Here is a 26,401-nt window from a genome sequence, read left to right on the forward strand (position 1 = left end):
CCGGTACCGGGGCCGCGTCCCTCGTCGTCGGGCCGGGCCCGGAAGGCCGGTCGGCCCCCGGGCGCTCCCGTGGGCGCCGGAGACGGCCTCAGTCGTCCAGGTCGGCCTCGGCCAGCAGCCGCGCCACCGCCCCCGGTTCCCGCAGCGCGTCGGCCAGCACGTGCCTCCTGGACCACTGCCCCGCGCGCCAGCACAGCGCCCGGGCCAGCCCGTCAGTGGTCGAGGCGTGCGCCGAGCCGTCCGCGACGTACCACTCCACCTCCACCCCGTCCACCGTGAGCGTCTGGTGGTGCAGGTAGGTGCGGTCGGGCTCCCCCGCCGGGTCGAGGAAGAGGTCCGCCTCGTCCGGGACCTGGCGCATCTGCCCCGCGGACCCGACCCTTCCCGTCACGGCCTCGCTGGCCAGGTCCAGGTCGAGCACGTCCGCCACGGCCTCGGCCGTCTCGGCCGGGGCGAGCACCAGGGCCCGCTCCTGCTCCTCCAGCAGCGGCAGCAGGTCCGGGGAGTCCACCACGACCGCGTCCTCGGCGTCGGCCACCACGATCGACCCGCCCCGCACCGCCCGCACGCGGGACGGCGGGGTGACCAGGTCGGCGTCCACCCCGGCCAGGGCGGCCCACACCCTGCGCAGCGACGCGCGGTCCACGTGCCGCTGGGGGTCGGCCAGCCGGGCGAGCAGGTCGTCCGCGCCGTCCGGGTCCGCCAGCACGTCCTCCAGGGTGGTGCGCACGCCCAGCGCGCGGGCGAACTCCGGATCGACGTCGGCGCTCACCTCGTCGTACAGGCCCACCAGGGCGGGGTCCGCGTCTCCGAGCCGCAGCCCCGCGGGCGCGCTCCCGCCCAGCAGGGCCCGCGTGCGCAGCCACCAGGCGGTGTAGGAGGGCACGTCCGTCACGCGGCCGTCGGGCAGCAGCACGCGGGCGGGGGCGGTCACCGCCTCCCGCAGCGGCCCCTCGGCGAGCATGGCCAGGGCGCGGGGCCACTGCTCGTCGGCCACGTAGTCCAGGTCGGCGACGCACACCAGCTCGGGGACGACCGGCGGCAGCTCCGGGTCGCCCACGCGTTCGAGGACCTCGTCGGCCCAGTCCTCCAGGCCGTCCGGGCCCTCCTCGCCCGCCGCGCCGTCGAAGACCGAGGCCAGGTCCTCGCCCAGCGCGACCTCCTCGGCGCGGACCGCGGTCAGCTCCCACAGCGCGCCGACGGCGCGCAGGACCCCGGTCCCGTGCCGTTCCACCAGGTCCGGGTGCACGGTGCCGAAGGGGGCGTCGTCCACGAGGAGGTCGGCCAGGGGCGCGCCGGGCACGAGGAGCTCGGCGGCGACCGAGTAGCCGTCCTCGTCGTCGCGCAGGGCCAGCTCGGAGAGCCAGGGCACGTCGGCGGCGCTGATCCCCGAGGCGGACACCAGACCGAGCACGGCCTCGGCCACGGGTTCGGGGTCGTCGGCGTCCAGGGAGGCGCGGACGGCGGCCTCGGTGCGCCCGTCGCGCAGAACGGTCGCGGCGCTGGCCTCCACCGCGCCCAGGCGGTTGAGGAGGGGGTGCACGGCCTCGGGGTGCACGACGCGCACGCCCAGGGCGGCCAGGGCGTCCAGGGGCCCGCGCTCGCGCCGGTCGTCCCCTTCCCCTCGGTCGTCCCGGTCGTCCCGCTCTCCCCGGTCCTCCCAGCCGTCCCGGTCTTCACCGCGCGCGCCGTCCGCCGACCAGTCCTGCGAGGGCACCAGCAGCGAACGGGGACCGCGCACGAGCCTGCCGTCGGCCAGCGGGACGGGCAGGGCGCCGAGTTCGTCCAGGTCGGCGCCGCCCCTGCCCGCCCGGTCCAGGGCGGCGTAGAGCGCGGCCCACCAGTGCGGGGGCCGGTCGGTGTCGGCGAGCAGGTCGGCGACGTCGGCCAGGCCGAGGCGGTGGACGCGCAGGGCGGCCAGCGCCGGGTGGCGCGGACTCCAGCTCCCGGGCAGCAGCGGGGGAACGAGTTCGGACAGGACGCGGACGAGGTCGGCGGCGGGGCCGTCGGTCCCGCCCGGCCCCCCGGTGTCGAGGAGCACGGCGTCGCGCGGGGCGACGGGCGCACCGGCCGCCGTCACCAGGAACGGCGTGTCCTGGAGGGGCTCGGCCACCCGGGCGCGGAAGACGGCGTCGACGGCGCCGCCGCCCACACGGGTTCCGGGCACCAGGTCGAGCGACGCCCGGGGGTCGAAGCGCCGCAGCAGGGCGCAGTAGGCCTCCGCGGCCTCCATGAGCAGCAGGTCGGTGGCGGCCCCGGGCTGGACCGCGCGCCGGTCGCTGCCCAGCGGGAAGGTGCCGATGAGGACGGCGGGCAGGTCGAGCTCGGTGTCGGTGGGCGTGGGCGCGTGGACCACGGACTCGACGTCGGCGGGCAGGGCGGCGACCGCACCGTCCTCGTCCACGGGGACCGCCCACGTCAGCGACCACGACGTGCGGTCCCGTTCCTCGGTGGGCCGGTCGGCGAGCAGGGCGGGGTCGAAGGAGCCCGAGCGTTCGAGGGTCCGCCAGAGGGTGGTCCGGGTGCCGTCGCCGTCCAGGTGCGCGGTGACCAGGTCGGCCGTTCCGGCGGCCTCCTCGCGGGTGAGGACGCGTTCGGCGCCCTCGACGTCCACGCGCACCTCGACCAGGCCGGGCAGGGCGAGCAGGAGCGCCTCTCCGGTCCGGTCCAGGAGTTCGCGCACCCGGTCGCGCGCGCGGTCGTCGCGCAGCAGGAGGGTGACGACGGTGTCGTAGCCCTCGGCGCCCTCTCCTGCCTCAGGGGCCTCGGAGGTCACACGGTTGACGGCCTCGGCGGGGAAGGGCAGCCGCAGCATGGGCACGTGCCCGGAACGGCTCTCCACCTCCTGCGCGAGGCCGCTGTGGGCGCCGTCGTCGCCCAGCAGGTCCGTGACCGCGGCGCGGGCGGCCTCGGCGCTGAAGCGGACGGCCGAGCCGCCGGAGTCGACGGTGACGTCGTCGCTGAGCGCCGCCACCGCGGAGAAGCCCACGCCGAAGCGTCCGGCCGAGCCCTGCTCGCCGCGCTTGGTGGAGGCCCTCAGCGTGGCCAGCGACTCCACGCCCTCGGCGGTCAGGGGTGCGCCGGTGTTGGCGGCGGTCAGCCGGTGGCCGGTCAGCGCCAGACGCAGCCGGCCCGGGACACCCGCGCGGCGGGCGGCGTCGGCGGCGTTCTGGGCCAGTTCGACCACGACCCGGTCGCGGTAGCCGCCGAGTGCGAAGTCCTCCTCCGCGTTGGCGTCCTCACGGAAGCGCGCGGGGGCGTCGGCCCACGCGGCGAGAACGCGTCGGCGCAGCTCGGCGGTGTTGTAGGGATCGGCCACCGAAGCGGTCAGCGGCTCGGCCATGGCGGTTTCCTCCTGCGCTGCGGGCACGCCCGGCACGGTGCACCCGGGGCGGGATCGGATGCGGTAAACCGACCCTAGCCCACCGGAGCGGAGGGCTGGGGCCGGACCGTGCGGCGCGGCGGCACAGCGTCAGCGGGAGGCGCGTCCGGACGGCTCCGGGACGCGGCGGCTCCAGACGGCACCGGGGCTCGGCGTCGGCCTCGGACGGCACCGGCGTACGCCGACGTCAGGAATCCGAGGAGACCAGTTCCAGCTCGGCCGTGTCGTCGAAGACGATGTGGTCGTAGCCCATCTCGTCCACGACAGGCTTGACCGGATCGTTGCGCGACTCGGGGCGGCGCACCTCGGAGTGGGCGCCGCAGCCGTGGTCCATCGAGACCACGCGGCCGTCGTCGGGGGCGTACTCGTTGGTGCACACACCGAACATCTGGCGCAGCTCACCGGCGAGCGGGGTCATGAACCCGCAGGTGAGGCAGCGTGCGGGCGCGGCTGCCGCGATCGGGCTGCGCGGGCCGCCCTCGCCGTTGTACCAGCGCTCGGCGGCCTGCTCGCGTCCGAACTCCGAGAGCACCTGGCGTCGGCCCAGGCCCAGCTCCCAGATCGCCTGCCGGTCCTCGCCCTCGGCGTCCAGCTCGCTGTCGGGCACCTGGGCGTAGCCGGGGACGAGCCGTTCGTCGTCCTCCTCGGCGGGCAGCAGGTCGCCCACGCCGAGGTCGCCGGGGCGCAGGCGCTCCTTCCAGGGCACCCACTCGGGCGGGGCGAGGGCGCCTTCGCCGGGCAGCAGAACGACCTCGTTCACCGTGACCTGTTTGGCGCGCGAGGCGCGGACCACGGTGACGGCGTAGTTCCACCCCGGGTAGGCGGGGTCCAGGCAGGTGAAGAGGTGAGTGACCAGGCGGGTGTCCTCGACCTGGGGGGCGAGGTGCTCACCCACCCACTCGGGTCGCCCGACCTCGGCGGCCACCGAGCGAGCCAGCTCCACCGCCTCGATACATGCCTTGTCCGGTACAGGAGAACGTCGAGTAGGGCTCACGCCCCCATTCTCACTGATCGCGAGCACCGATTTGACCATAACGAGGGTCAAGGTTCGCCCGATACATCCTCCGGACGCGGTCTCGGACCCGTGACCGCCCGGGGGCGCGCGGACCGCTCAGGCCTCCAGGTCGTCGGCGACCACGCGCAGCACGGAGGCGATCCTGGACGCCTCGCGCCGTTCGGGGTGGCGTCCCCGGCGGTAGCCGTTGGACAGGCCCTCCAGGAGCTTGATGAGGTCCTCGGTGATCACCACCATCTCGTCCGGCTTCTTGCGCCGCGCCCGGGCGACCGAGTGCTGGTCCTCCAGGAGCCTGACCTGGAGCGCCTGGGCGCCCTTGCGGCCCTCGGCCACGCCGAAGTCGACCTTCTGGCCGGGCCGCAGCGACGTGGTGCCCGGAGGGAGCGAGGAGGAGTGCACGAAGACCTCACCGCCGTCGTCGCGGGTGAGGAAACCGAAACCCTTGTCGCCGTCGTACCACTTGACCTTGCCGGTGGGCACCTGGGGACCTCACGCTTTCACTGGCGGGTGTGCCGGGAACGGGCCGCGGGCGGGCGCGGTGGAGTCCGCGCGGCCCGCGCGTCGCCGGGACACCCCTGGTTTTTCCACGGGTGCCTCCAAAGTAGTGCCCGGGGACTCACCGGCGCGAGGGCATAAACGGCCGCCGGTCCCCGCTCGCGTCCGGCCGGGCGGGGCCTTCCGGAGGAGCCACGGGCCCGGACACGGCGAGGAGGCCCGGATGCGGATCATCCGGGCCTCGCGGCGCCGACTGCGGCCCCGCACCGCTGGGTGCGGAGTGTGGGACGGGACTCGGCGGAGACGTGGGCCGCCTCGGCTGCTGTGGCGACCGGGCTGGAGGCCGGGGCGCCGGTACTGACGCGACCGCCTGAAGCGAAAGAGGCGGTGTACCGACATGACTACCCGAATCCGTGTGTTCGGACGCGCGGTAACGGGCCGACCGGAAAAGGTTATTCCCCAGCGTTTGCCAAGCAATGACCAGCGGGACCAGGCCGTTGAACTGGGAGGACACCGCACGTGCCCCGCCACGGCGCACGGCCGCGCGCACGCCCTCAGCGCGGTGCCGCGTCCCGCGCGTACGGCGCCGGGCGCGGGAGCCGGGCGTAGAGGTAGACCGCGCACACCAGGGAGGCCGCGCCGAGGCCGATGACCCCGGTGGCGGTCAGGGACTCCTGGACGTACTCGTCGACGAACTCGGCCTCGCCGCTCCACAGGGCCATGCCGAGCGCGCAGGAGAGCAGGGGCAGGCCCACGCCGATCCACTTGTCGCGGGCGGGCCACACCTGGCTGAGCAGGATCAGGGCCGCCCCCAGGACCCACAGGAAGGCCAGGTCCCACCACCAGGGCACGGCCAGCAGCAGCAGGAGCAGGGCCGCGGCCTCGGGCGGGTGGCGGCGCAGCACCGCCACCGGGCCGCCTCGGTCGGGCCGGTCACCCCGTCCGGGCCGGTCGCCGCGGTCCGCGCGGCGGCCCCGGACGCGCATCTCCGTCTGGCGGGGCCCCTCCAGCAGGGACCTGATCCCGCGGTCGGGGCCGCCCCGCCAGGGCGGCGGCGGCCGGTCGGCGTGGCGCGGCCTGGAGGGGATCAGCTCGTCGTCCTCGACGTCGAGGTCGCGGCCGTCGAGGTCGCGTTCCACCAGGTCCCGGGGCGTGCCCAGACCCCTGAGGATCCCCCGGACGGTGTCCACGTCGTGTCCCGCGGCGGCGCGGCGCGCGTCGATGCGCGAGCGCACTCCGGCGAGGTAGGCGGTGCGTTCCTGCGCGGTCATGCGACCGTGCAGCTCCAGGCCGACCTCGGACAGATAATCCAGTACCAGTTGTTCCGAGCGCTGGTTCATGCCCCCATATTGGCTCAGGATGACCTGGCTTTTAAGCCCTACTTCCCAGTTTCGGTCACCGATTTTCCTTCGGATACGGTCCACGACGGTGTGCCGGAGGCAGTCGCGGAAGCCACAGGGGACGGACGCGAACACCGGGGCCCCGATCGCTTAGCGTTGAACCGATGAGCGACAACGCACCGCCCGACGGGCGCGGACCGGGCACGGGGAACCGCACGGCCCCCGCGTCGGGCCGTCCCCCCACGTTCACCTCCTGGCTGCGCGGCCGGTCGGACGACGCACTCGTCGCCCTGCTGCGGGCCCGCCCGGACCTGGCCCGGCCCGTCCCCGCCGACATCGGCGCGCTCGCCTCACGGGCCGCCACCCGCAACACCGTTCTGCGGGTCCTGGAGCGGCTGGACCGGTTCACGCTCCAGGTGCTGGAGTCGGTGGTCGCGCTCGGTGACGACCGGTTGTCCGAGCCGGTGGGGGTGTCCGCCGCCGAACTGGCCGACGCGCTCGGACCGGTGGTCGGCCGCGCGGCCGACCGGGCGGACGCAACGGCGGGCCCCCCGGGCGGCCCCCCGGGCGGCGCCGCGGTCGGCGGACCGGCCGCGGGGGCGTCCGACGCGCGGACCGGCGCACCGGCGCACGGCACGGTGGGCGGGCCGGTCGGCGAGGCCCTGGACACCCTGCTGCGCCTGGCCCTGGTCTGGCCCGACCGGGGGCGGCTGCGCCCCGTCCAGGTGCTGCGCGACCTGCTCCCCCAGCCCGCCCAGCTCGGCCCGCCCGCGCGCGTGCTGCTCGCCGCGTGCCGCACGCCGCCCTCATGAGGCTCGCCGACGACCTCGCGCCGGGCGGCGGGGACACCCCCGTCGAGGCGGTCGCCGCCGTGCTGTCCGCCCCGCCCGGACCGGTCGGCGACCAGGCCCGGCGGCTGCTGGACAGCATGGCGTGGGGGCCGCCGCACGGGACCGTCTCCGACGCCCGCCGCGAGGTCACCCTGGACACCGCCGCCTCCCCGGTCGAGGAGCTGATCGCCCGCGCCCTCCTGCTGCCGAGCGGCGACGACACCCTCACCCTGCCGCGCGAGGTGGGGCTGCACCTGCGTTCGGGCCGGCTGTTCCGCGAGGTCACCACCGCGCCGCCGCCCTTCGAGGGGACCGCGCACCCCGCCGAAGCCGTGGCGCGGGCGGCCGCCGGGCAGGCCTTCACGGTGCTGCGGGCCGTCGAGGAGCTCCTGGAGCACTGGTCCGAGGACCCGGCCGCGGTGCTGCGCAACGGCGGCCTGGGCGTACGCGACCTGCGCCGCGCCGCCCAGACGATGGACACCGACGAGGCCACCGCCGCGCTGTTCGTGGAGGTCGCGTACGCCGCCGGGCTGCTGGGCGCCGACGACCGGGTCGAGGGCGAGTGGCTGCCCACCCGCGAGTACGACCTGTGGCGGGAGCGCGCGCCCGCGCACCGGTGGCTGCGGCTGGCCTCCGCCTGGCTGGAGTCGGACCGCGTGGCGTCGCTGAGCGGGTCGCGCGACTCGGGCGGACGGATGCGCAACGCGCTCGGTCCGGGCCTGGTCCGTCCGGCCGCGCCGCAGGCCCGCCGCGACCTGCTCACGGAGCTGGGCACCGCGGAACCGGGTCTGGCCCCGCTGCCGGACTCGCTGTCGGCGCGCCTGTCCTGGCGGCGCCCGCGCCGCCAGTCGCCGGTCTACGCCGAGCTGGTGCGGGCGGCGGCGGCCGAGGCGGCCGCGCTCGGCCTGACCGGGCGCGGCGCGCTGGCCGACCACGTCCGGCCGCTGCTGGACGGCGACGAGGACGCGGCCGCTCGTGTCCTGGGCGAAGAGCTGCCCAAGCCGCTGGACTACGTGCTGGTGCAGGGCGACCTGACGGCCGTCGCGCCGGGCCCGCTGGTGGCCGAACTGGCCCGTGAGCTGGCCCTGGTCGCCGACGTGGAGTCCACCGGCGGGGCCACGGTGTACCGGTTCACGGAGGGGTCGGTGCGTCGGGCGCTGGACGCCGGGCGGGGCGTCGCCGACATCACCGCCCTGCTCGAACGCCACTCGCGCACCCCGCTCCCCCAGGCCCTGCGGTACCTGGTGTCGGACGTGGGCCGGCGGCACGGGCGGTTGCGGGCCGGTTCGGCGTCGAGCTACCTGCGCTGCGACGAGCCCGCGCTGCTGGAGGAGCTGGTCAGCGACCGGCGGGCCGACGACCTGGGACTGCTGAGGCTGGCGCCGACCGTGGTGGCGAGCCGGTTGACCCGCGCCGCGCTGGTGGAGCGGCTGCGGCAGCTGGGGTACCACCCGGTGCCCGAGGGCGGGGACGGGTCGATGCGGCTGAGCCGTCCCGAGGTTCGCCGGGCCGACGCGGCGGACGCACCGCCCCCCGCGATGGACGGATCGGCGGTGTCGCGCGCGCTGGCGGCCGAGGCCGTGCGCGCCGTGCGGGCCGGGGACGAGGCCGCCACGGCGGCGCGCACACCGGTCCCGCTGCCCGAGAACGGCCCGCCGGGATCGCGGTCGGCGGCGGTGCTGGAGGTGCTCGCGGGAGCCGCCAGGGACGGTCGGAGGGTGTGGATCGGCTACACCGACACCGACGGCCGACAGGTGAGCCGGATCGTGGAGCCGTCGGGTGTGGACGGGGGCTTCCTGACCGCCTACGACGCGACCCGGGCGGCGGTGCACCGGTTCGCCGTGCACCGGGTGACCGCCGTGGCCGAGCTGGACCCGGAGCCGGGGGAGGAAACGGGGCGGCAGGAGCGGGTGGAGCCGCGCTAGGCAGTGTTTTTGGACCTCCGCTCCGCTTCGTCCCACCCGTCGCCCGCCACCACCCTCGACGGACGCCTGCGGCGCGGTCCTGCTCGTGCTCGGGCGTCCTTCGACGCGGGAACCTTCGGTGACTACGGCGGGCGGGCCCACGGGGGCGGGCCGCGCCGTACCGGACGGCGACGGCGCGGGGCGCACCCGGGTTCCTCACGACCGCCCCGGAGGCGGCGGGCTAGTCTGGAACCGAGTTGGTCGACCCACCGACAGCGAGAGAACCCCCATGAGCAACGCATCGCTGCCCCCCGGGGCATCGTCCCCCCGTGAGCACGGACGCGACGACGACCGCGAGCGCCGCAGGTCCCGCGCCCCCGGGCGCGGCGGGGGGCGCGAGGCCGGGAGCGACCGCCGCGACGACCGCGAGGACGAGCGCGACGGACCCGACGCACGCCAGGCGGCGATCGGGGCCAGCAGTTCGACGATGGCGCTGATCCTGCACGCCCTGACCTTCGTGTGCTGCATGAACTGGCTGTTCGGCGTCGCCGGGATCGTGTTCGCGGTGCGCGCCGCCCACGCCCGCGACCGGGGGCGCGCGGTCCAGGCGGAGACGCTCACGCGCTACTCCTGGTACTGCCTGGGCGCGGCCGGGGTGATGCTCTTCGTGATGCTGGTGCTGACGCTGGTGATGTTCACCCAGGCGGGCTCCTGGATCCAGGGGATCGTCCCGGTCACCAACTACTGAGCCGTGTTTGGCGGACGGGGCCACCGGGCACCGCGTCTGCACGGAGCGCGGGGGGACGTCCGGCGGCGACGGCGCCGGAAGCGGTACGAGGCGGGTCCGGTAGGCAGGGGGAGGGGGACGAACGGTGATGAACGGCGGAGGCGGCCCGAAGGCCTTCTGGGAGAGGACGCACGGTCACACACCGGGGTCCGTGTCCGGAGGCGGCCGGGGACGCCCGGCGCCGTTCCGGCTGCCCGGGGCCCGGGTCGCGCCCGGACCGGGCGGTGTGCCGGGCGCGCCGGGACCGGGCGGTGTGCCGGGCGCGCCGGGACCGGGCGGACACGCCACGGGCCCCGCCCCCGCGAGCGCCTCCCCGCTGGCGGCGCCCCCCGACCCTGCGCTTCCCCCCGGGGCGGTCCCCCCGGCGGCCCCTCCCGCCCGCGTGGGCGGCGCCGTGGCCGCGCTGGTGGTGGCCGTCCTCAGCGCGGCGGCGTCGATCCTGATGATGTACCTGGGCTTCTGGTTCTTCCTGCTGGCGGTGAACGTGCCCGGGGTCTGGTTCGGCATCGCGACGCTGCGCAGGCTTCCCGACCCCGAACGGGTGGAGCGGTACATCCGGTACACCTGGGCCTGCAACTTCGCCTACTTCGCCCTGTTCGTCCTGTTCCTCATCCCGGTCGTCGTCCTGGCCATGGTGATGCTCATGTTCACCTCCTGACCGGGCCCCTGCCGGGTCCCCCCGGTGCCGCGCACCGCGCTCCACGGAAGGAGCACGGGCGTGGACCGGCGGCGCCACGGTCCTCCCCCGGGCGGCGGCACCGGCTGTCACGGAGGCGGCGCGTGCGGGGACCCGACCGGCGGCTACACCCCGTACGGCGGCCGCGGCGTCCCCGGGAGCGGCCGCGGTCCCGAACGGCCCGGTCAGCGGGGTCCACGAGAGCACGGGCCCCGCGGGCATGATCGGAGGCCCGGATGCGTTGCACCTGTGGCCGCCCCCGCCCCGCGAGATTGAAGGTCCGTGTTGTCCTGCCTGATCGTCCAGTCCGACAAGACGCTCCTGCTGGAGGTCGACCACGAGCTGGCCGGCGAGTGCCGCCGGGCCATCGCCCCCTTCGCCGAACTCGAACGCGCGCCCGAACACGTGCACACCTACCGGATCACACCGCTGGCCCTGTGGAACTCCCGTGCCGCCGGGCACGACGCCGAGCAGGTCGTGGACGCGCTGATCCGGTTCTCCAAGTTCCCGGTGCCGCACTCGCTGCTGGTGGACATCGCCGAAACAATGGACCGCTACGGGCGGCTGCGGCTCGTGGGCGACCCGCGGCACGGTCTGGTCCTGGAGTCCTCCGACCGCGCCGTGCTGGAGGAGGTCGTCCGCGCCAAGAAGCTCAAGGGCATGCTGGGCGAGCGGCTGGGCGAGGACTCGGTCGCCGTGCACCCGAGCGAGCGCGGCAACCTCAAGCAGGCGCTGCTCAAGATCGGGTGGCCCGCCGAGGACCTGGCCGGGTACGTGGACGGCGAGGCGCACCCCATCGACCTCGACCAGGACGGCTGGGAGCTGCGCGGCTACCAGAGGGAGGCCGCGGAGAGCTTCCACGCGGGCGGGTCCGGCGTGGTGGTCCTGCCGTGCGGCGCGGGAAAGACCGTGGTCGGCGCGGCGGCGATGGCCATGACCGGGGCGACCACGCTCATCCTGGTGACGAACACGGTGTCGGTGCACCAGTGGAAGACCGAGCTGCTGCGGCGCACCTCGCTGACCGAGGACGAGATCGGCGAGTACTCGGGCACCCGCAAGGAGATCCGCCCCGTCACCATCGCGACCTACCAGGTCATGGCGGCCAGGCGCAAGGGCGTGTACACGCACCTGGAGCTGTTCGACGCCCGCGACTGGGGCCTGGTCGTCTACGACGAGGTGCACCTGCTGCCCGCGCCGATCTTCCGGATGACCGCCGACCTCCAGGCCCGGCGCCGACTGGGCCTGACCGCGACCCTGGTGCGCGAGGACGGCCGCGAGGGCGACGTGTTCTCGCTGATCGGCCCCAAGCGCTACGACGCGCCGTGGAAGGACATGGAGAACCAGGGGTGGATCGCCCCCGCGGACTGCGTCGAGGTGCGGGTGGACCTGTCGGAGGCCGAGCGGCTGGCGTACGCGACCGCCGAGCCGGAGGACCGCTACCGGTTCTGCGCCTCCTCCGAGACCAAGACCTCGGTGGTCCGGGAGATCGTGGAGCGCCACCCCGATGAGCAGGTGCTGGTCATCGGCTCCTACATCGACCAGCTGGACGAGCTCGGCGCGTCGCTGGGCGCGCCGGTGATCAAGGGCGAGACCCGCAACAAGGAGCGCGAGCGCCTCTTCGACGCCTTCCGCTCCGGGGACCTGCGGACGCTGGTGGTGTCGAAGGTCGCGAACTTCTCCATCGACCTGCCCGAGGCCGGTGTCGCGGTGCAGGTGTCGGGGTCCTTCGGCTCGCGGCAGGAGGAGGCGCAGCGGCTCGGCCGGGTACTGCGCCCCAAGGCCGACGGCCGCGCCGCCCGCTTCTACGCGGTGGTGGCGCGCGACACCCTCGACCAGGACTACGCCGCGCACCGGCAGCGCTTCCTGGCCGAGCAGGGGTACGCCTACCGGATCACCGACGCCGGCGACCTGCTGTCGGGCGAGGAGATCTGACCGGGGCGGGCGGCCCCGCACGCGGCCCGGCGGGGCGCGTCCGGCCGGGGTTCGCGTCGCTCAGAAGGACGGCAGACCGCCCATGACGTAGGTGCCCGCGGCGATCCCCCAGGCCACCAGGGAGTAGCTCAGGGTGCGGGTGCGCAGGAGCCGGTCGCCCCGCACGGACGGCGCGGTGAAGGCCGCCACGAGGAGCGCCATGCCGAGCAGGGCGGGGATGGCGGAGGCCAACGCGAAGAGCTGGGTCTGGGCGGCGCACGCGGTGTAGCCGGATGTGCCGGGATCACCACAGAACACGTCGTTCCCCGATCGTTCGGTGCGGTCGGTACTCCCCGACCGTACCGTTTCGGCGGGGGCGCGCCGTCAACGGCCGCGGTCGGACATCCGCCGAGTCGGATTCGGTTTTTGGCGCCGCACACCCCGTTCGCTCTTTACACGAACCCCTTCCGTGTCCAATCATGAGGGCACAGCAGCTCCCCCCAGCGGCCAGGAGGTCCTCCCCATGCCCGTCTCCCCCGCCCCGCCCCCGCCCTCTCCCGCGCGGCGCCGCACCGGCTTCCACTCGCTCCGGGGCGGCGGCCTGAACTGGGACTCCCTCCCTCTCAAGCTGTTCGCCAAGGGCAACGCCCGGTTCTGGAACCCGGCCGACATCGACCTGAGCCGGGACGCCGAGGACTGGGAGGGGCTGGGAGAGGGGGCCCGGGCGCGGATCCTGCGGCTGTGCGCGTTCTTCGTGGCGGGAGAGGAGGCGGTCACGGAGGACATCCAGCCCTTCCTGCGGGCCATGGCCGCGGAGGGGCGGCTGGGCGACGAGATGTACCTGACCCAGTTCGCTTTCGAGGAGGCCAGGCACGTCCAGGCGTTCCGGCTGTGGCTGGACGCGCTCGGGGTCCACGAGGACCTGCACGGGTACGTGGACGCCAACCCGGGGTACCGGACGCTGTTCTACGAGGAGCTGCCCAGCTCGCTGGAGGCGCTGCTGGAGGACCCGAGCCCCCGCAACCAGGTGCGCGCCTCGGTGACCTACAACCACGTCATCGAGGGCTCGCTGGCGCTGACCGGGTACTACGCCTGGAACCACCTGTGCACGGCGCTCGACGTCTTCCCGGGGATGCGCCGGATCGTGCGCATGATCGGCGACGACGAGCGGCGCCACATGGCGTGGGGCACCTTCACCTGTCGCCGCCACGTCGCGGCCGACGACGCCAACTGGGACGTGGTGCGCGATCGGCTGGACGAACTGCTGCCGCACGTGACGTCCACGGTGGAACGCGGTGAGGAGCCCTCGGGCGACCCGGCGACCCGCCGCTACGAACTGCCTCCGGGCGAACTGGTCCGCTACGCGGGCGACCGCGCGCTGCGCCGCCTCGGCGCGATCGGGTCCGCGCGCGGGGTGCCCGTGTCGCGCATCGACCTGGACGCCACGCCCGAGGACCTGGAGGAGCGGTTCGGCGAGGAGGACCGGGAGGCCGTGCGGAGGCTGGCGGCCCGGGACTGAGAACCGGCCGGGCCCGCCCGGACGGCAGCCCGCCGGGCCGCTCAGACCGCGCTGCGCGGGGCGCGCCCGGACGCGTGCCACAGCTCCCGGCGCCCGCGTTCGGCCTCCAGGGCGACGCGCCCGAACGGCTCGGTCCGCCAGTCGTCCTCCTCCCGGTGGTTGGCGTAGAGCACGTCGCCGTCGCGGGAGAGGACGTAGAGCGAGTCCGCCAGCCGGTGGGTCTCCAGGAACTCCACCGTGTTGGGGAGGCCCAGATAGAAACGGTCATGGTGGAGTTCGGGCATCCACCTGCCGAAACCCTGGTCGGCGCGGGCCCGGGCGTACCGGTCGGCGATCGCGAAGCGGCTGTTGGAACTGTGGGTGGCCACGAGGGCGACCTCCACCCGGTACCCGGCGTCGCGGAACCCCTCCACCCAGGACGCGGCCCAGTCGGCGCGGCCGAGGGGGTGGCTGCACACGGCGTCCACGCGGCCCGCGCGCATGTGCGCCATGGCCAGCCCGTGCAGGCCGCCGACCTGCCGGGCCAGGGCGGCGGAGGCGGCCCGGTCGTCGGCGGCCATCGCCCACTCGTAGTCCGGCGCCAGGCGCAGCAGGTCGTCGCCGTCGTAGCTGACGGTGCCCTCGGGCAGGAACGGCAGGACCAGGCGCTGGAGGGTGGACTTGCCCGAGCCGGGCTGGCCGCCCAGGAGCAGGAGCCGGGGCCGCTCGCGGGCCGGTCCGGTGAGCCGGTCGCGGAGCGCGAGGTCGAACAGCGCGTCCAGGTCGGCCCCGGACAGGACGGGGCCCGGATCCCCGGGGGTCGCGCCGTCGCGGACCCGGATCGGCTCGGCCCGCAGTTCGGCGACGATCCCCGGGAGCTCCCGGTTGACCCGGGCGACCTCCCCGTCGTCGAGGAAGGGCAGCCGTGCCTCCCGGGCGAGGAGTTCGGCGGCGCGCTCCCGGAGCCCGGTCCTGCTCAGGCAGGCGCCGACGGCCGCGCTGTACAGGTTGTAGGCCCGTTCGCGGGCCCGCCGGGAACCGGCCCCCTGCGCGGGGAAACCGCCGCAGGCGCTGTCCTCCACCAGGGTCCGCTCGCCCACCTGTGGAACCGTCATCCGTGTCCGCCCTTCGCCCACCGGGGATGCTAGTGGTTCCCCGGCCCCGGGGTACGGGGTTCGGCGCGGTTGGCCGGAGGCGGCCAGGAGGACGGGGCGGGACCCGCTGGGCCCCACCCCGTCAGTGCGGTCAGGCCGCGGAGCACGTCACCTCGGGCACGCCGTTGCTACCGCCGTGGGTCCCGGTGAACCCGAACTCGGTGCTGCCGCCGGCGCTGAGCGTGCCGTTCCAGCCGAGGTCGGAGGCGGTGACCCGCGACCCGCTGCTGGAGAACTCGGCGTTCCAGCCCTGGCTGAACCGCTGCCCGTCGGCGTAGGTCCACGTCACGGTCCAGCCGCTGAGGGAGTCCTCGGCGGTGACCGTCACCGCCGCCTGGAAGCCGTTGCCCCACTCGCTGACGACCCTGTAGTCGGCCGTGCAGCCCTCGCCCTCGGGCGGGTCGGTGGGCTCCTCGGGGTCGGTCGGCTCGCCGGGGTCGGTGGGGTACTCGGGGGCGTTCACCGCCATGTCGTAGGCGGCCTGGGGCACGAACTGCCCCGCGGGCGCGATGCAGCCGTCGGCCTCACCGGGCAGCTTGGTCCAGATGAAGGCGTCGATCAGCGGGTTCCCGGTGTCGGTGGTGCTGGGGCGGCCGATCATCCGCCCCGGCGGGTCGCACCACTCGTTCTGGGGGGCGGGGCCGTTGCCGTTGCGGCTGGTGTCGATCACGGCGCCGAGGCCGGGCACGCCCGTCGCGGCGATGACGGCCTCCGCGAAGGCGACCTCGTCGTGGGTCCAGTTGTAGTTGGAGGTGTTGGTGGCGACGCCGTGCGCGCTGTTCGCGACGTCCGCGCCGTTGAGCAGGCCGGCGGCCTCCTGCGGGTCCAGCCAGGCCGAGTTGCCGATGTCGAAGTAGACCCTGGCCTCGGAGGAGCCCTCCATGAGCGCCTTGCCCGCGTAGGCCATGGAGTCCAGGAGCTCGGACGGGTCGCTGCAGCCGCTCACCAGCGGCAGGGCGTCGGGCTCCAGGACGATGGTGGCGGACCGGCCCTCCAGCCCCGCGGCGACCTCGTCGACCCAGGCGCGGTAGGCGTCGTGGCTGGGCGCCCCGCCGCCGCTGTGGTTGCCGCAGTCGCGGCCGGGGATGTTGTAGACCACCAGGATGGGGGTCTGGCCCTGGGCGTCGGCGGCGCTGACCACCGCGTCCACGTCGTCGCGGACCTCGGCGGGGTTGTACTGGGTGAACCAGGTGGCCTGGGCGACCGAGGCGATGCGGTCGCGGATGACGTCGGCCCGGGGGTCGTTCGGGTTCTCCTCGACCCAGACGGCCGCCGACGTGTTGGGGTTGACGTAGAACTCGGAGTCGGCGGCCGAGGCGGGCGCCGTGGCGAGCAGCGCCGTTCCCAGGGCCAGTGCCGAGACGGAGCTCACTGCTGCTCCGACGGCTATGCGTGTGCGGGACATGAGCCTTCCTTCGGTGTGGTGTTCCCCGGTTTCCCTGCTTCCCCGTTACTGCGCGCATGGGAGCGCTCCCAAAAAGTCACATTACCCGGCGGAGCCCCTCGCCCCCAGGGGGGTAACGACTGTGTTTCCCAAAGGTGACATCCGCGCCCTGGCATAGGGTGGTCGCATGTCACCCATCCCGCCCTCCTCCCCCGCCGTCATCGACGCCCTGGCCTGGGTCCACGTCCGCGAGGGGCGCCTGCTGTGCGTCCGCACCGACGGAGTGGACCTGTTCTACCTGCCCGGGGGCAAGCGCGAGCCCGGGGAGAGTGACGAGGCCGCGGTGGCCCGCGAGGCGCTGGAGGAGGTCAGCGTCGTGCTGCGGCCGGACACCGTCCGCCGGATAGCGGTGATCGACGAGGCCGCCCACGCCCAGGGCCCGGGCACCCGTGTGCGCCTGTCGTGCCACACCGCCGAGTACGACGGCGAGATCTCGGCGGACAACGAGATCGCCGAACTGGCGTGGATCGGCTTCGCCGACCGCGGGCGCTGCGCCCCGGCGGTGCGCCGCCTCATCGAACTCCTCCATGCCGAGGGCACCGTCGTCTGATCCGGGCCCGGCCCCTCCCAGCCCCGGAAAAATGGGTGGCCCGCGCCCCTCCCCGCTGGTTACAGTCCGGATACTGTGCGGACACTTCCCCAGCCCACCGGCGTTCCCGAACGCCGTTCGGCCGACCGGTTCCTGTGGTGGCTCGCCCGGAAGGAGTGCCGCTCACTGCTGTGGGCCGGGACCACCACGGGCGCCTTCATGCTCACCGGCGTGCTCATCTCCGCCGCGCTCGGCGCCGCCCTCGACTCCGGGGTCACCCGAGGCGACCCGGACGCCCTCCTCGGCTGGTTCGGCGTCCTCAGCGCCCTCGTCGCGGTCTCCGTCGCACTCGTCCCCCTCTCCCACCGGGCCGACTGCTTCAGCTGGTACGCGTCCGCCTACCGCACGATCCAGGTGGTCACCAACCATTCCGTGCGCATGGGCCCCACGCTCACCCGGCGTCTGCCCTCCGGCGAGGTGGTGGCCGTGGGCACCGAGGACATCGACCGCGTCGGCGACTTCTACGAGACGGTGGGCCAGCTCCTGGCCGTCTTCGTGACGGTGGCCGCGGTCAGCGCCCTCATGCTCACCTCGCACGTCGCCTTCGGCGTCATCGTCCTGGTGTCGGTCCCGCTCATCATGGCGGGGATGGTCCCCCTGCTGAACCTGTTCTCCCGCCGCCAGGAGCACCAGCGCGACCGGCAGGCCGAACTCACCACCCTGGCCACCGACCTGGTCGCGGGCCTGCGCGTGCTCCGGGGCGTGGGCGGCGAGCGCACCGTGGACCACCGCTACCGCACCGCCTCCCAGGGGGTCCGCTCCGCCGCCATGCGCGTGGGCTGGGTGGACGCCGCCCTCAACGCCGTGCGCGAGCTCCTCCCGGGCCTCCTCCTCGTGGGCATCGTCTGGTACGGCGCGCGCCTGGCCCTGACCGGGGAGATCACCGTCGGCCAGCTCGTCGCGTTCTACGGCTACGCCGGAACGCTCTCCATGGCCGTGCGCCACCTGATGCGTTCCCTGTCCATGTACGTCTCGGCCCGGGTGGCCGCCGGTCGCGTGGTGCGCGTGCTGCGCCTGGAGCACGACCACCCCGACCCCGAGCGCCCCGAGCCGGAACCGGCCGGCCCCTGCGACCTGCACGACCCGGGCAGCGGAGTGACCCTCGCCGCGCACCGCACCACCGGCGTGGTCTGCGCCGACCCCGCCGACGCCACCGCCATCACCGAACGCCTGGGGCGCTACCGGGACGAGGAGGGCGCGCACGCCGCACTGGTCGAGACGGCCACGGGCCGGACCGTGCGCCTGCGCGACCTGCCCCGGTCCCGGGTGCGCCGCCGCGTCCTGGTGGCCGCCAACGACGCGCATCTGTTCTCCGGAACCCTGCGCGGTGAACTGTCCCCGGACCAGGGGATCTCCGACGAACGCCTGGCCGAGGTCGTGCGCGCCGCGCACGCCGACGACGTGGTGCGCCAGTCCGCCGCCGGACTGGACGCGCTGCTGACCGAGCGCGGCCGCGAGTACTCCGGCGGCCAGCAGCAGCGCCTGCGCCTGGCCCGCGCCCTGGCCCTGGAGCCGGAGATCCTGATCCTGGTGGAGCCCGCCTCCGCCGTGGACGCCCACTCCGAGGCCGCGATCGCCGCCGGGCTGCCCGCCGAGCGGGCGGGGCGCACGACCGGCCTGGTCACCACCAGCCCCCTGCTGCTCGACCACACCGACCACGTGCAGTTCGTCGAGGAGGGCCGCCTCACGGCCGAGGGGACCCACCGCGCCCTCCTCGCCGAGTGCCCGAACTACGCCGCCACCGTCCTGCGCGCCGTTCCCACGGAGGGGAAGCCATGACCCGGGCCGCCGACAACGCCGAGACCCTCGGCCCGCCGCAGGCGTCCGGAGTGTTCGAAACGCCCCGAGCGCCCGAGGCGGCCCGCGCACCCGGAGCGCCCGCCGATCCCGCCGCGTCCGCCGCTCCCGCGGAGCACCGCGCGGCGGGACTGCCGATCGCGCCGGTCGCTGCCGTGTGGCGGCGGCTGCGCCGTGCCGGGCGCGAGCACGGACGGCTGCTCGCCGTCGTCGTCCTGCTGTACGGGACGGCCGCGCTCACGGCGCTGGCCTCGCCCTGGATCCTGGGTCTGATCATCGACACCGTGCGCGCCGAGGGGGCGCCGTCCGCGGCCTCGGAGCAGGCGGCCTCGCGCGTCGACGTGCTCGCCGGGCTCATCGTCGCGGCGCTGGTGCTGCACGCCGGGTTCACCCTGGCCTCCGTGGCGGCCTCGATCCGGTTCGGCGAGAGCGTGCTGGCCGAGCTGCGCGAGGAGTTCGTGCGCGCGGTGCTCCGGCTCCCGATGGGAGTGGTGGAGCGGGCGGGCACGGGCGACCTCGTGGCGCGCACCGGCCGCGACATCGGCCACCTGAGCCACACCGTGCGCGTTTCGGTGCCGGTGATGGCGGTGAGCACGGTGACCCTGGTGGTCGTCACCACGGCGCTCATCGTCCTGCACCCTCTCCTGCTGCTGGCGTGGCTGCCGTCGGCGCCCGTGCTGTGGCTGTCCACGCGCTGGTACGCGCGCAGGGCCCCGGACGGGTACGTGCGCGAGCTGGGCACCTACTCGGAGCTGACCCAGAGCGTGACCGACACCGTGGAGGGCGCGCACACCATCGAGTCGCTGGGACGCCAGGCCCGGCGGATCGCGCTCAACGAACAAAGGGTGGGGCGGGCCTACGCGGCGGAGCGGTACACGCTGTGGCTGCGCTGCGTCTGGTACCCGCCGCTGGAGTTCGGGTACATGTTCCCGATCGCGCTGACCTTCCTGGTGGCTGGCCTGCTGTACGCCGACGGAGCGCTGAGCCTGGGCGGGATCGCCACCGCGGTCTTCCTCAGCAGGCAGATGGCGCGGCCCCTGGACCAGCTGCTGGACCAGGTGGACAGCCTGATGATGGGCTTCACGAGCATGCGCAGGCTGCTGGGCGTGGAGCTGGCCGGGGAACCGGAGGGGAGGGCGCGCTCCGCGGCGGACGCGGCCGGGACCGCCCGGCCCGGCGAGGTGCGGGTGGAGGACGTGCGCTTCGCCTACACCGACGCGGAGGTCCTGCACGGCGTCGACCTGGTGCTGGCGCCCGGTGAACGCCTGGCCGTGGTGGGTCCGAGCGGCGCGGGCAAGTCGACCCTGGGCAAGCTGATCGCGGGCGTGCACCCGCCCACCTCGGGCGCCGTCCGCGTGAGCGGTGCGCCGGTGTCGGGCCTGCCTCCCGAGGAACGGCGCGCGCGGGCGATCCTGCTGAGCCAGGAGAGCCACATGTTCCGGGGCACGATCGCCGAGAACCTGGCGTTGGCGCTGGACCGGCCCGAGGGCGCGGCCGAGGTGGACGAGGAGCGCCTGTGGGAGGCGCTGGCCGCCGTGGACGCCGAGCCCTGGGTGCGCGCGCTGCCGGAGGGGCTGGGCACGCGGGTGGGGTCGGGCCACGCCCCGCTGGACCCGGCGCACGTGCAGCAGCTGGCCCTGGCCCGCGTGGTGCTGGCCGACCCCGACGTGCTGGTGCTGGACGAGGCCACGTCCCTGATGGACCCGCGTTCGGCCCGCCACCTGGAACGCTCGCTGGCGGGGGTGCTGTCGGGGCGCACGGTGGTGGCCATCGCGCACCGGCTGCACACCGCGCACGACGCCGACCGGATCGCGGTGGTGGAGGACGGCCGGATCAGCGAGCTGGGCAGCCACGACGAGTTGCTGGCCCGCGGCGGCTCCTACGCCGACCTGTGGCGGGCCTGGCACGGCGAGGACTGAGGGGCCTCGGGCCGCTGCCGCCCGCGTGCTCGGGGGTGCCGCTGGCGCTGGGCCTGGAGGCCTTCTGCGCGGCTGAGGACGCGGTCCGCGCCCTCGGGAGTACCGCTGGCCGGAGCCGGAACCCGGCGGGCGTACGCCCCCGGGCCGCCGCTGCGTCCGCGCCCGGGTCAGGAAGGCCACTGGTCGGGGCCGGGGAACCTGGACGTGTCCAAATCGACGTCGAAGGGCTCCGGCAGCCGAATCTTCGCGCCGAAGTCCACGGTCGTGGCGTGGTTGTAGCGGCCGTTGCCGGGCTGCTCGTAGAGGGTGACCGACGGCCCCCCTCGTCCCAGGCGTCGATCAGCAGGTAGAGCGGGACCGGCGCGTGCGCGTAACCCCACAGCTTCTTCCTGCGGTCGGTGTCCCTGCTGCTCCGGGAGACGATCTCGACCACCAGTTCCGCCTCGTCCGCCGGGCAGGGGGTCCAGGAGGGGTCGGGGAGAACGTGCTCGGACATGACGACCAGATCAGGCATGTACAACTGCTCGACCGCTGGCAACTGAATTCCGAGGACCTGGTAGACACCCCGGTCATCGGGGATGGTGGCGAACAACGACCGGCTCACCCGGGACGCGATGACGTTGTGGGGGCATGGACGGGGGCGCCACGAGCCGAATGCTGTCCTCATCGAGGATCTCCGCCCGCCAACCGTCGGGCACGTCCAGCTCTCGACAGATGCCCAGCAGGTAGTTCCACCGCGACAGCCCCACCGCCGGGGCGGCTTCCGTCATGGCCGGACTCCTCCAACTCGTGCCTTCATACCGGAAGCGTAGGACTCCGCGCCCGCGTCCGTCCGACGCTTCGCGGAACAACCCGGCTTAGCACGAGGAAGAGCGCCGTGCCTCACCCCGGAAAAGGCGAAACCGGGCGACCCCCGAAGGGGCCGCCCGGTCGTCGCGGGCGAGGTCGCGTATCCGGACCTCAGACACCTGCGGGCCCGGGGGCCCGAGGTCTCACGGACCTACTAGAAGTCCATGCCGCCCATGCCACCGGTCGGGTCGCCGGCGGGAGCGGCGGCCTTCTCCGGCTTCTCGGCGATGACGGCCTCGGTGGTCAGGAACAGACCGGCGATGGAAGCCGCGTTCTGCAGAGCCGAGCGGGTGACCTTGGTCGGGTCGATGACGCCGTCCTTGAACAGGTCGGTGTACTCGCCGGTGGCGGCGTTCAGGCCGAACCCGGGCTCCAGGTTCTTGACCTTCTCCGCCACGACGCCGCCCTCGAGGCCGGCGTTGATCGCGATCTGCTTGAGCGGCTCGGCGATGGCGCGGCGCACGATGTCGGCGCCGATGGCCTCGTCGCCCTCCAGCTCCAGCTTCTCGAAGGCCGGGACGCTGGCCTGGAGCAGAGCGACACCACCGCCGGGCAGGATGCCCTCCTCGACCGCGGCCTTGGCGTTGCGGACGGCGTCCTCGATGCGGTGCTTGCGCTCCTTGAGCTCCACCTCGGTGGCGGCACCGGCCTTGATGACGGCCACGCCGCCGGCCAGGCGGGCGAGACGCTCCTGGAGCTTCTCGCGGTCGTAGTCGGAGTCGGTGCGCTCGATCTCGTTGCGGATCTCGTTCACGCGACCGGCGATCGCGGTGGCGTCACCGGCGCCGTCCACGATGGTGGTCTCGTCCTTGGTGACGACGACCTTGCGGGCGCGGCCGAGCATGTCGAGCTCGGTGCTCTCCAGCTTGAGGCCGACCTCCTCGGTGATGACCTGGCCACCGGTCAGCACGGCGATGTCGCCGAGCTGGGCCTTGCGGCGGTCGCCGAAGCCCGGGGCCTTGACGGCGACGGACTTGAAGGTGCCGCGGATCTTGTTGACGACCAGCGTCTGGAGGGCGCCGCCCTCCAGGTCCTCGGCGATGACGACCAGCGGGCGGCCGGCCTGGAGGACCTTCTCGACAACCGGCAGGAACTCGTTGTTGTTCGAGATCTTGGAGTTGACGATGAGGATGTAGGGGTCCTCGAGGACCGTCTCCATGCGCTCCAGGTCGGTGGCGAAGTAGGGCGAGATGTAGCCCTTGTCGAAGCGCATGCCCTCGGCGAGCTCGAGCTCCAGCCCGAAGGTCTGGCCCTCCTCGACCGTGATGACGCCTTCCTTGCCGACCTTGTCCATGGCCTCGGCGATGGTCTCGCCGATCTGGGGGTCGCCGGCGGAGATCGAGGCGGTGGAGGCGATCTGCTCCTTGGTCTCGATGTCCTTGGAGAGGTTGCCGAGCTCCTCGTTGATGCGCGCGACGGCGGACTCGATGCCGCGCTTGAGGCTGATCGGGTTGGCGCCGGCGGCGACGTTGCGCAGGCCCTCGCGAACGAGCGCCTGGGCGAGCACGGTGGCGGTGGTGGTGCCGTCACCCGCGACGTCGTCGGTCTTCTTGGCGACCTCCTTGACCAGCTCGGCCCCGATCTTCTCCCACGGGTCCTCGAGCTCGATCTCCTTGGCGATGGAGACACCGTCGTTGGTGATCGTGGGGGCGCCCCACTTCTTCTCCAGGACGACGTTGCGGCCCTTGGGGCCGAGCGTGACCTTGACGGCGTCAGCGAGCTGGTTCATGCCGCGCTCAAGGCCGCGACGGGCCTCCTCGTCGAACGCGATCAGTTTGGCTGCCATTGAGTTCTTGTCCTCCCGTGACCGGGCTGATACGCGATGGGACGAGGCATGCGCCCGCGACGGACGACCGCGGAACCTCCCGGCAACCCTGCTGCCGGGAGCCGCGATCTCGCAGCCTCGATCCGGTTAGCACTCAGTGAAGGCGAGTGCTAACCAGTTCCCTTTTTAGCACTCGACCCCGGCGAGTGCAAACGATGTGGTCACGATTTCCCATCCCGGCATTTCCGCATCTACCTGCATAAACACCGTATGACATGCGGGTTTTCCGCGCTGAGCGGACGGAGCCGCGCACCGGTTCCCACCTCTCCCGGCGCGCGGCTCCGCTCCCGCTCCGACCCTGCTCCACCGCCCCCGGCCGGGCTTCGCCCCCGGCTCCGGACGGACCCCGGCCCGACCCCGACAGCGGCGCCCCGGTCAGGAGCTGAGGCGGCGCATCGCCCGCGACCCCCCGGCCAGCGCGGCGACCGCCAGCACCACCGCCACGGCCCAGCCGAGGGCGACCGAGGCGTCCCACTGCCCGGCGAACAGGGCGCGCTCGGCGTCCACCACGTAGGCCACCGGGTTGGCCCGCGAGAGCGCGTACAGCCACGGCGGCGCCAGCTCCATCGGCAGCAGCACGCCGGACAGCAGCATCAGCGGCATGATCAGCGTCTGCACGATGGGCGCGAACACGTAGGTCTGCTTGACCGCCAGGGCCGCCAGGTAGGACAGCGTGGCCAGCCCGGCGCCCAGGACGGCGAGCAGGAGCAGCCCCACGACGGCTCCCGCCAGCGACGCCTCGAACCCGAGCGGCACCACCAGCACGAGGATGAGCACCATCTGCGCCAGCATCATCACCACGTCGCGCAGGACCCGCCCCAGCAGCAGCGACACCCGGCTCACCGGGGTGGCCAGCAGCCGCTCGTGCGCTCCGGAGGACATCTCCGGCAGCAGCCCGAACCCGGCGAACCCGGCCGTGAACAGGCCGAGCATCACCAGCAGGCCGGGGACGAACCACTGCCACGGGTCCTGCCCCTCGGCGCCGGCCAGCCCCGTCAGCAGGGGCGCGAACAGCACCAGGTACAGCACCGGTTGCAGCATGCCGAAGAACAGCATCGGCGGCCGGTGCAGGAACGGCCGCATCTGGCGGGCGAAGACGGTCACGGTGTCGCGCACCAGGCCCGGCCCCCGCGCCGCGGGCGCCCCGGCCGTCTCCGCCCCGGCCGCCCCCGCCGGGGTCCCGGTCACCTCGTGGAAGCTCATGCCCCCTCCTCCCTCAGGCTGCGTCCGGTCAGGGTCAGGAACACGTCGTCCAGGGTGGGCCGCTGCACCCGGACGGAGAGCAGCGGGACCCCGGCCGCGTCCAGTCCGCGCAGCAGCTCGGGCAGCACGGTGTCCCCGCGTTCCACGCGCAGGCGCACCTCGGCGTCGCGCCCCGCGTCCGCGAGCACCTCCGCGGTTCCGGCGGAGGGCGCACGTTCGGCGATCCCGGCGGCGGTGCGCGCCTGCTCTGCGTCCGGCACGGTGAGGGTGACCAGGTCACCGGAGACCTTGCCCTTGAGCTCGTCGGCGGTGCCGTCGGCGATGACCCTGCCGTGGTCGATGACCAGGACCCTCTCGGCCATGTCGTCGGCCTCGTCGAGGTAGTGGGTGGTGAGCACGACCGTGGTGCCCGTCCGGTCGCGCAGCCGGGTGATGTGCTCCCACAGGTTGGCCCGGCTGTGCGGGTCGAGTCCGGTGGAGGGCTCGTCCAGGAACAGCAGCCCCGGCTCGTGGATGAGCCCCATGGCGATGTCGAGGCGCCTGCGCTGTCCGCCGGAGAGCTTGGTGACCTCGCGGTCGGCGGCGCCGCCCAGCTCCAGCTGGTCGAGGAGACCGTCGGCGCGGCGGCGCGCGGTGCGCCGGTCGAGCCCGTACAGCAGCCCCTGCGTGTACAGCTCCTCCCGGGCCCGCTGGTCCTCTCCGGCGCCGTGTCCCTGGCCGACGAAGCCGATCCTGCGGCGCACCTCGGCGGGCGCGGTGCGGACGTCGTGCCCCGCGACCACGGCGGTGCCCGAGGTGGGTTCGAGCAGGGTGGTGAGCATGCGCAGCGTGGTCGACTTCCCCGCGCCGTTCGGTCCGAGCAGGGCGACCAGTTCGCCCTCCGCGACGTCGATGTCGACGCCGCGGACGGCCTGGACGACCTCCTTGCCGACCCGGAAGTCCCGGGTCAGCCCACGTGTGTGGATCATCCCTCTCCTTATTAAAACTTGAGTACGAGAGAGAGTGTGCACCACCGGACGGAATATTCAAAGTTTAATAAGCGCTCGGTCCGCGCCCCGGGGATCCGACCTGGTCGGCGGGGCCCGCGCGGACGGGGGAAGCGGAGGCGGCGGGGCCGATGGAGGCGGGAGGGCCGCCGGGTCAGCGGTCGCGGGCGGCCGCCCCCGGCACCGGGGGCAGCCCGAAGGCATCGGGGCCGTCGTCGGCCATGGTGTACTCCCCGGCCCTCAGGGAGGCGACGAGTTCACGCGTCCAGCGGGCCTCGGCCCCGAGCGTGCCCCGCCACAGGCCGAAGAGTTCGCGCACGTGCGCGGGCTTGCCCCAGTCCTCGGAGGGGCGCAGCTCGTCCTCGGTCCTCTCCAGCAGCTCCAGGCGCTGTTCCAGCAGCGCGACGACCTCCGCGCGCGGCAGGGCGGTCATGAGGGTGACCGCCGCGAAGAGCATCGCGGGGTCCTCCCTGCGCGTCAGCCCGCGGCGGACGAGGCGGTGCAGCTCGGCCTCGCCGTCCTCGGTGATCGCGTAGGAGACGCGGTCGACCACCTCGTCCCCCTCGGCCACGAACTCGCGCAGCCTGCCCTCCTGGGAGAGCTTGCGCAGGGCGTGGTAGATGGAGCCCCACTTGATGTTGGCCCAGTGCTCGGTGCCCCAGTCCAGGAGCTGACGGCCCACCCGGTACCCGTGGGCCTGCCCCTCCATGCGCACCACACCCAGGACCAACAGCCGTGTCGCCGACATCTCCACCCTCGTTCGACCGGAATCCCCTCCAGCCTACGAGCAGCGACGA

The 26,401-nt window shown here is 74.2% G+C and carries 19 protein-coding genes and 1 pseudogene; 8 read left to right on the forward strand and 12 right to left on the reverse strand.

Features of this window, described 5'->3' with window-relative positions; genetic code table 11:
* Positions 1-88 precede the first annotated feature (88 nt).
* The 4 genes from NDAS_RS20670 to NDAS_RS20685 all read right to left on the reverse strand — a co-directional run bounded on the left by NDAS_RS20670 (position 89) and on the right by NDAS_RS20685 (position 6,232).
* On the reverse strand, positions 89-3,343 hold the full coding sequence (locus NDAS_RS20670; RefSeq protein ID WP_013155184.1) for a sacsin N-terminal ATP-binding-like domain-containing protein: 3,255 nt from the start codon (positions 3,341-3,343) through the stop codon (positions 89-91).
* A 226-nt stretch (positions 3,344-3,569) separates the two neighbouring features.
* Complete coding sequence (locus NDAS_RS20675; RefSeq protein ID WP_019607894.1) at positions 3,570-4,325, reverse strand: DUF3027 domain-containing protein; 756 nt, start codon at positions 4,323-4,325, stop codon at positions 3,570-3,572.
* Positions 4,326-4,493: 168 nt separating this feature from the next.
* Positions 4,494-4,877, reverse strand: a complete 384-nt coding sequence (locus NDAS_RS20680) for a cold-shock protein (protein ID WP_013155186.1) — start codon at positions 4,875-4,877, stop codon at positions 4,494-4,496.
* A gap of 569 nt (positions 4,878-5,446) precedes the next feature.
* Positions 5,447-6,232 carry a hypothetical protein gene (locus tag NDAS_RS20685; protein WP_041552895.1) on the reverse strand — a complete coding sequence of 262 codons (786 nt, stop codon included), beginning with the start codon at positions 6,230-6,232 and terminating at the stop codon, positions 5,447-5,449.
* 164 nt (positions 6,233-6,396) lie between these two features.
* On the opposite strand from NDAS_RS20685, the pseudogene NDAS_RS20690 reads away from it, so the two are divergent.
* The 4 genes and pseudogenes from NDAS_RS20690 (at position 6,397) to NDAS_RS20705 (ending at position 12,361) form a co-directional block, all read left to right on the forward strand.
* Positions 6,397-8,987: pseudogene (locus tag NDAS_RS20690) on the forward strand (helicase-associated domain-containing protein).
* Between the two features lie 268 nt (positions 8,988-9,255).
* Positions 9,256-9,714, forward strand: a complete 459-nt coding sequence (locus NDAS_RS20695) for a hypothetical protein (protein ID WP_013155188.1) — start codon at positions 9,256-9,258, stop codon at positions 9,712-9,714.
* A gap of 421 nt (positions 9,715-10,135) precedes the next feature.
* Positions 10,136-10,411, forward strand: a complete 276-nt coding sequence (locus tag NDAS_RS20700) for a hypothetical protein (protein WP_049800392.1) — start codon at positions 10,136-10,138, stop codon at positions 10,409-10,411.
* A gap of 303 nt (positions 10,412-10,714) precedes the next feature.
* Positions 10,715-12,361, forward strand: a complete 1,647-nt coding sequence (locus NDAS_RS20705; RefSeq protein ID WP_013155190.1) for a DNA repair helicase XPB — start codon at positions 10,715-10,717, stop codon at positions 12,359-12,361.
* Between the two features lie 60 nt (positions 12,362-12,421).
* Here NDAS_RS20705 and NDAS_RS20710 read toward each other — a convergent pair whose 3' ends face one another.
* Entirely contained in the window at positions 12,422-12,658 is a 237-nt protein-coding gene (locus tag NDAS_RS20710) for a hypothetical protein (protein ID WP_013155191.1), read from the reverse strand.
* A gap of 205 nt (positions 12,659-12,863) precedes the next feature.
* Between NDAS_RS20710 and NDAS_RS20715 the strand changes: the two genes are divergently transcribed.
* A complete protein-coding gene (locus NDAS_RS20715; RefSeq protein WP_013155192.1) occupies positions 12,864-13,859 on the forward strand; it encodes a R2-like ligand-binding oxidase in 996 nt (331 codons plus the stop codon).
* A 41-nt stretch (positions 13,860-13,900) separates the two neighbouring features.
* Here the strand turns inward: NDAS_RS20715 and NDAS_RS20720 are convergent, their stop codons facing one another.
* Complete coding sequence (locus NDAS_RS20720) at positions 13,901-14,953, reverse strand: zeta toxin family protein (protein WP_013155193.1); 1,053 nt, start codon at positions 14,951-14,953, stop codon at positions 13,901-13,903.
* A 130-nt stretch (positions 14,954-15,083) separates the two neighbouring features.
* Positions 15,084-16,397 carry a glycoside hydrolase family 6 protein gene (locus NDAS_RS20725; protein ID WP_013155194.1) on the reverse strand — a complete coding sequence of 438 codons (1,314 nt, stop codon included), beginning with the start codon at positions 16,395-16,397 and terminating at the stop codon, positions 15,084-15,086.
* 166 nt (positions 16,398-16,563) lie between these two features.
* Between NDAS_RS20725 and NDAS_RS20730 the strand changes: the two genes are divergently transcribed.
* The 3 genes from NDAS_RS20730 to NDAS_RS20740 all read left to right on the forward strand — a co-directional run bounded on the left by NDAS_RS20730 (position 16,564) and on the right by NDAS_RS20740 (position 20,741).
* Positions 16,564-16,986: an NUDIX hydrolase gene (locus NDAS_RS20730; protein WP_013155195.1), complete on the forward strand. Its 423-nt coding sequence runs from the start codon at positions 16,564-16,566 to the stop codon at positions 16,984-16,986.
* A gap of 75 nt (positions 16,987-17,061) precedes the next feature.
* Positions 17,062-18,804, forward strand: a complete 1,743-nt coding sequence (locus NDAS_RS20735) for an ABC transporter transmembrane domain-containing protein (RefSeq protein ID WP_013155196.1) — start codon at positions 17,062-17,064, stop codon at positions 18,802-18,804.
* Complete coding sequence (locus tag NDAS_RS20740; protein ID WP_013155197.1) at positions 18,801-20,741, forward strand: ABC transporter ATP-binding protein; 1,941 nt, start codon at positions 18,801-18,803, stop codon at positions 20,739-20,741. The genes NDAS_RS20735 and NDAS_RS20740 overlap by 4 nt, the downstream gene beginning before the upstream one ends.
* On the opposite strand, the gene NDAS_RS20745 is transcribed toward NDAS_RS20740, so the two are convergent.
* The 5 genes from NDAS_RS20745 to NDAS_RS20765 form a co-directional block, all read right to left on the reverse strand.
* Positions 20,656-21,408, reverse strand: a complete 753-nt coding sequence (locus tag NDAS_RS20745) for a Uma2 family endonuclease (protein ID WP_232051592.1) — start codon at positions 21,406-21,408, stop codon at positions 20,656-20,658. The two genes, NDAS_RS20740 and NDAS_RS20745, sit on opposite strands and share 86 nt — an antisense overlap.
* Positions 21,409-21,744: 336 nt before the next feature.
* Complete coding sequence (gene groL, locus NDAS_RS20750; RefSeq protein WP_013155198.1) at positions 21,745-23,376, reverse strand: chaperonin GroEL; 1,632 nt, start codon at positions 23,374-23,376, stop codon at positions 21,745-21,747.
* A 414-nt stretch (positions 23,377-23,790) separates the two neighbouring features.
* Positions 23,791-24,618, reverse strand: a complete 828-nt coding sequence (locus NDAS_RS20755) for an ABC transporter permease (protein ID WP_013155199.1) — start codon at positions 24,616-24,618, stop codon at positions 23,791-23,793.
* Positions 24,615-25,586 carry a daunorubicin resistance protein DrrA family ABC transporter ATP-binding protein gene (locus NDAS_RS20760; RefSeq protein WP_013155200.1) on the reverse strand — a complete coding sequence of 324 codons (972 nt, stop codon included), beginning with the start codon at positions 25,584-25,586 and terminating at the stop codon, positions 24,615-24,617. Before NDAS_RS20760 ends, NDAS_RS20755 begins: the two co-directional genes overlap by 4 nt.
* 172 nt (positions 25,587-25,758) lie before the next feature.
* On the reverse strand, positions 25,759-26,352 hold the full coding sequence (locus tag NDAS_RS20765) for a PadR family transcriptional regulator (RefSeq protein WP_013155201.1): 594 nt from the start codon (positions 26,350-26,352) through the stop codon (positions 25,759-25,761).
* Positions 26,353-26,401: the final 49 nt, after the last annotated feature.

The sequence above is a fragment of the Nocardiopsis dassonvillei subsp. dassonvillei DSM 43111 genome (assembly GCF_000092985.1).
Classification (GTDB): domain Bacteria; phylum Actinomycetota; class Actinomycetes; order Streptosporangiales; family Streptosporangiaceae; genus Nocardiopsis; species Nocardiopsis dassonvillei.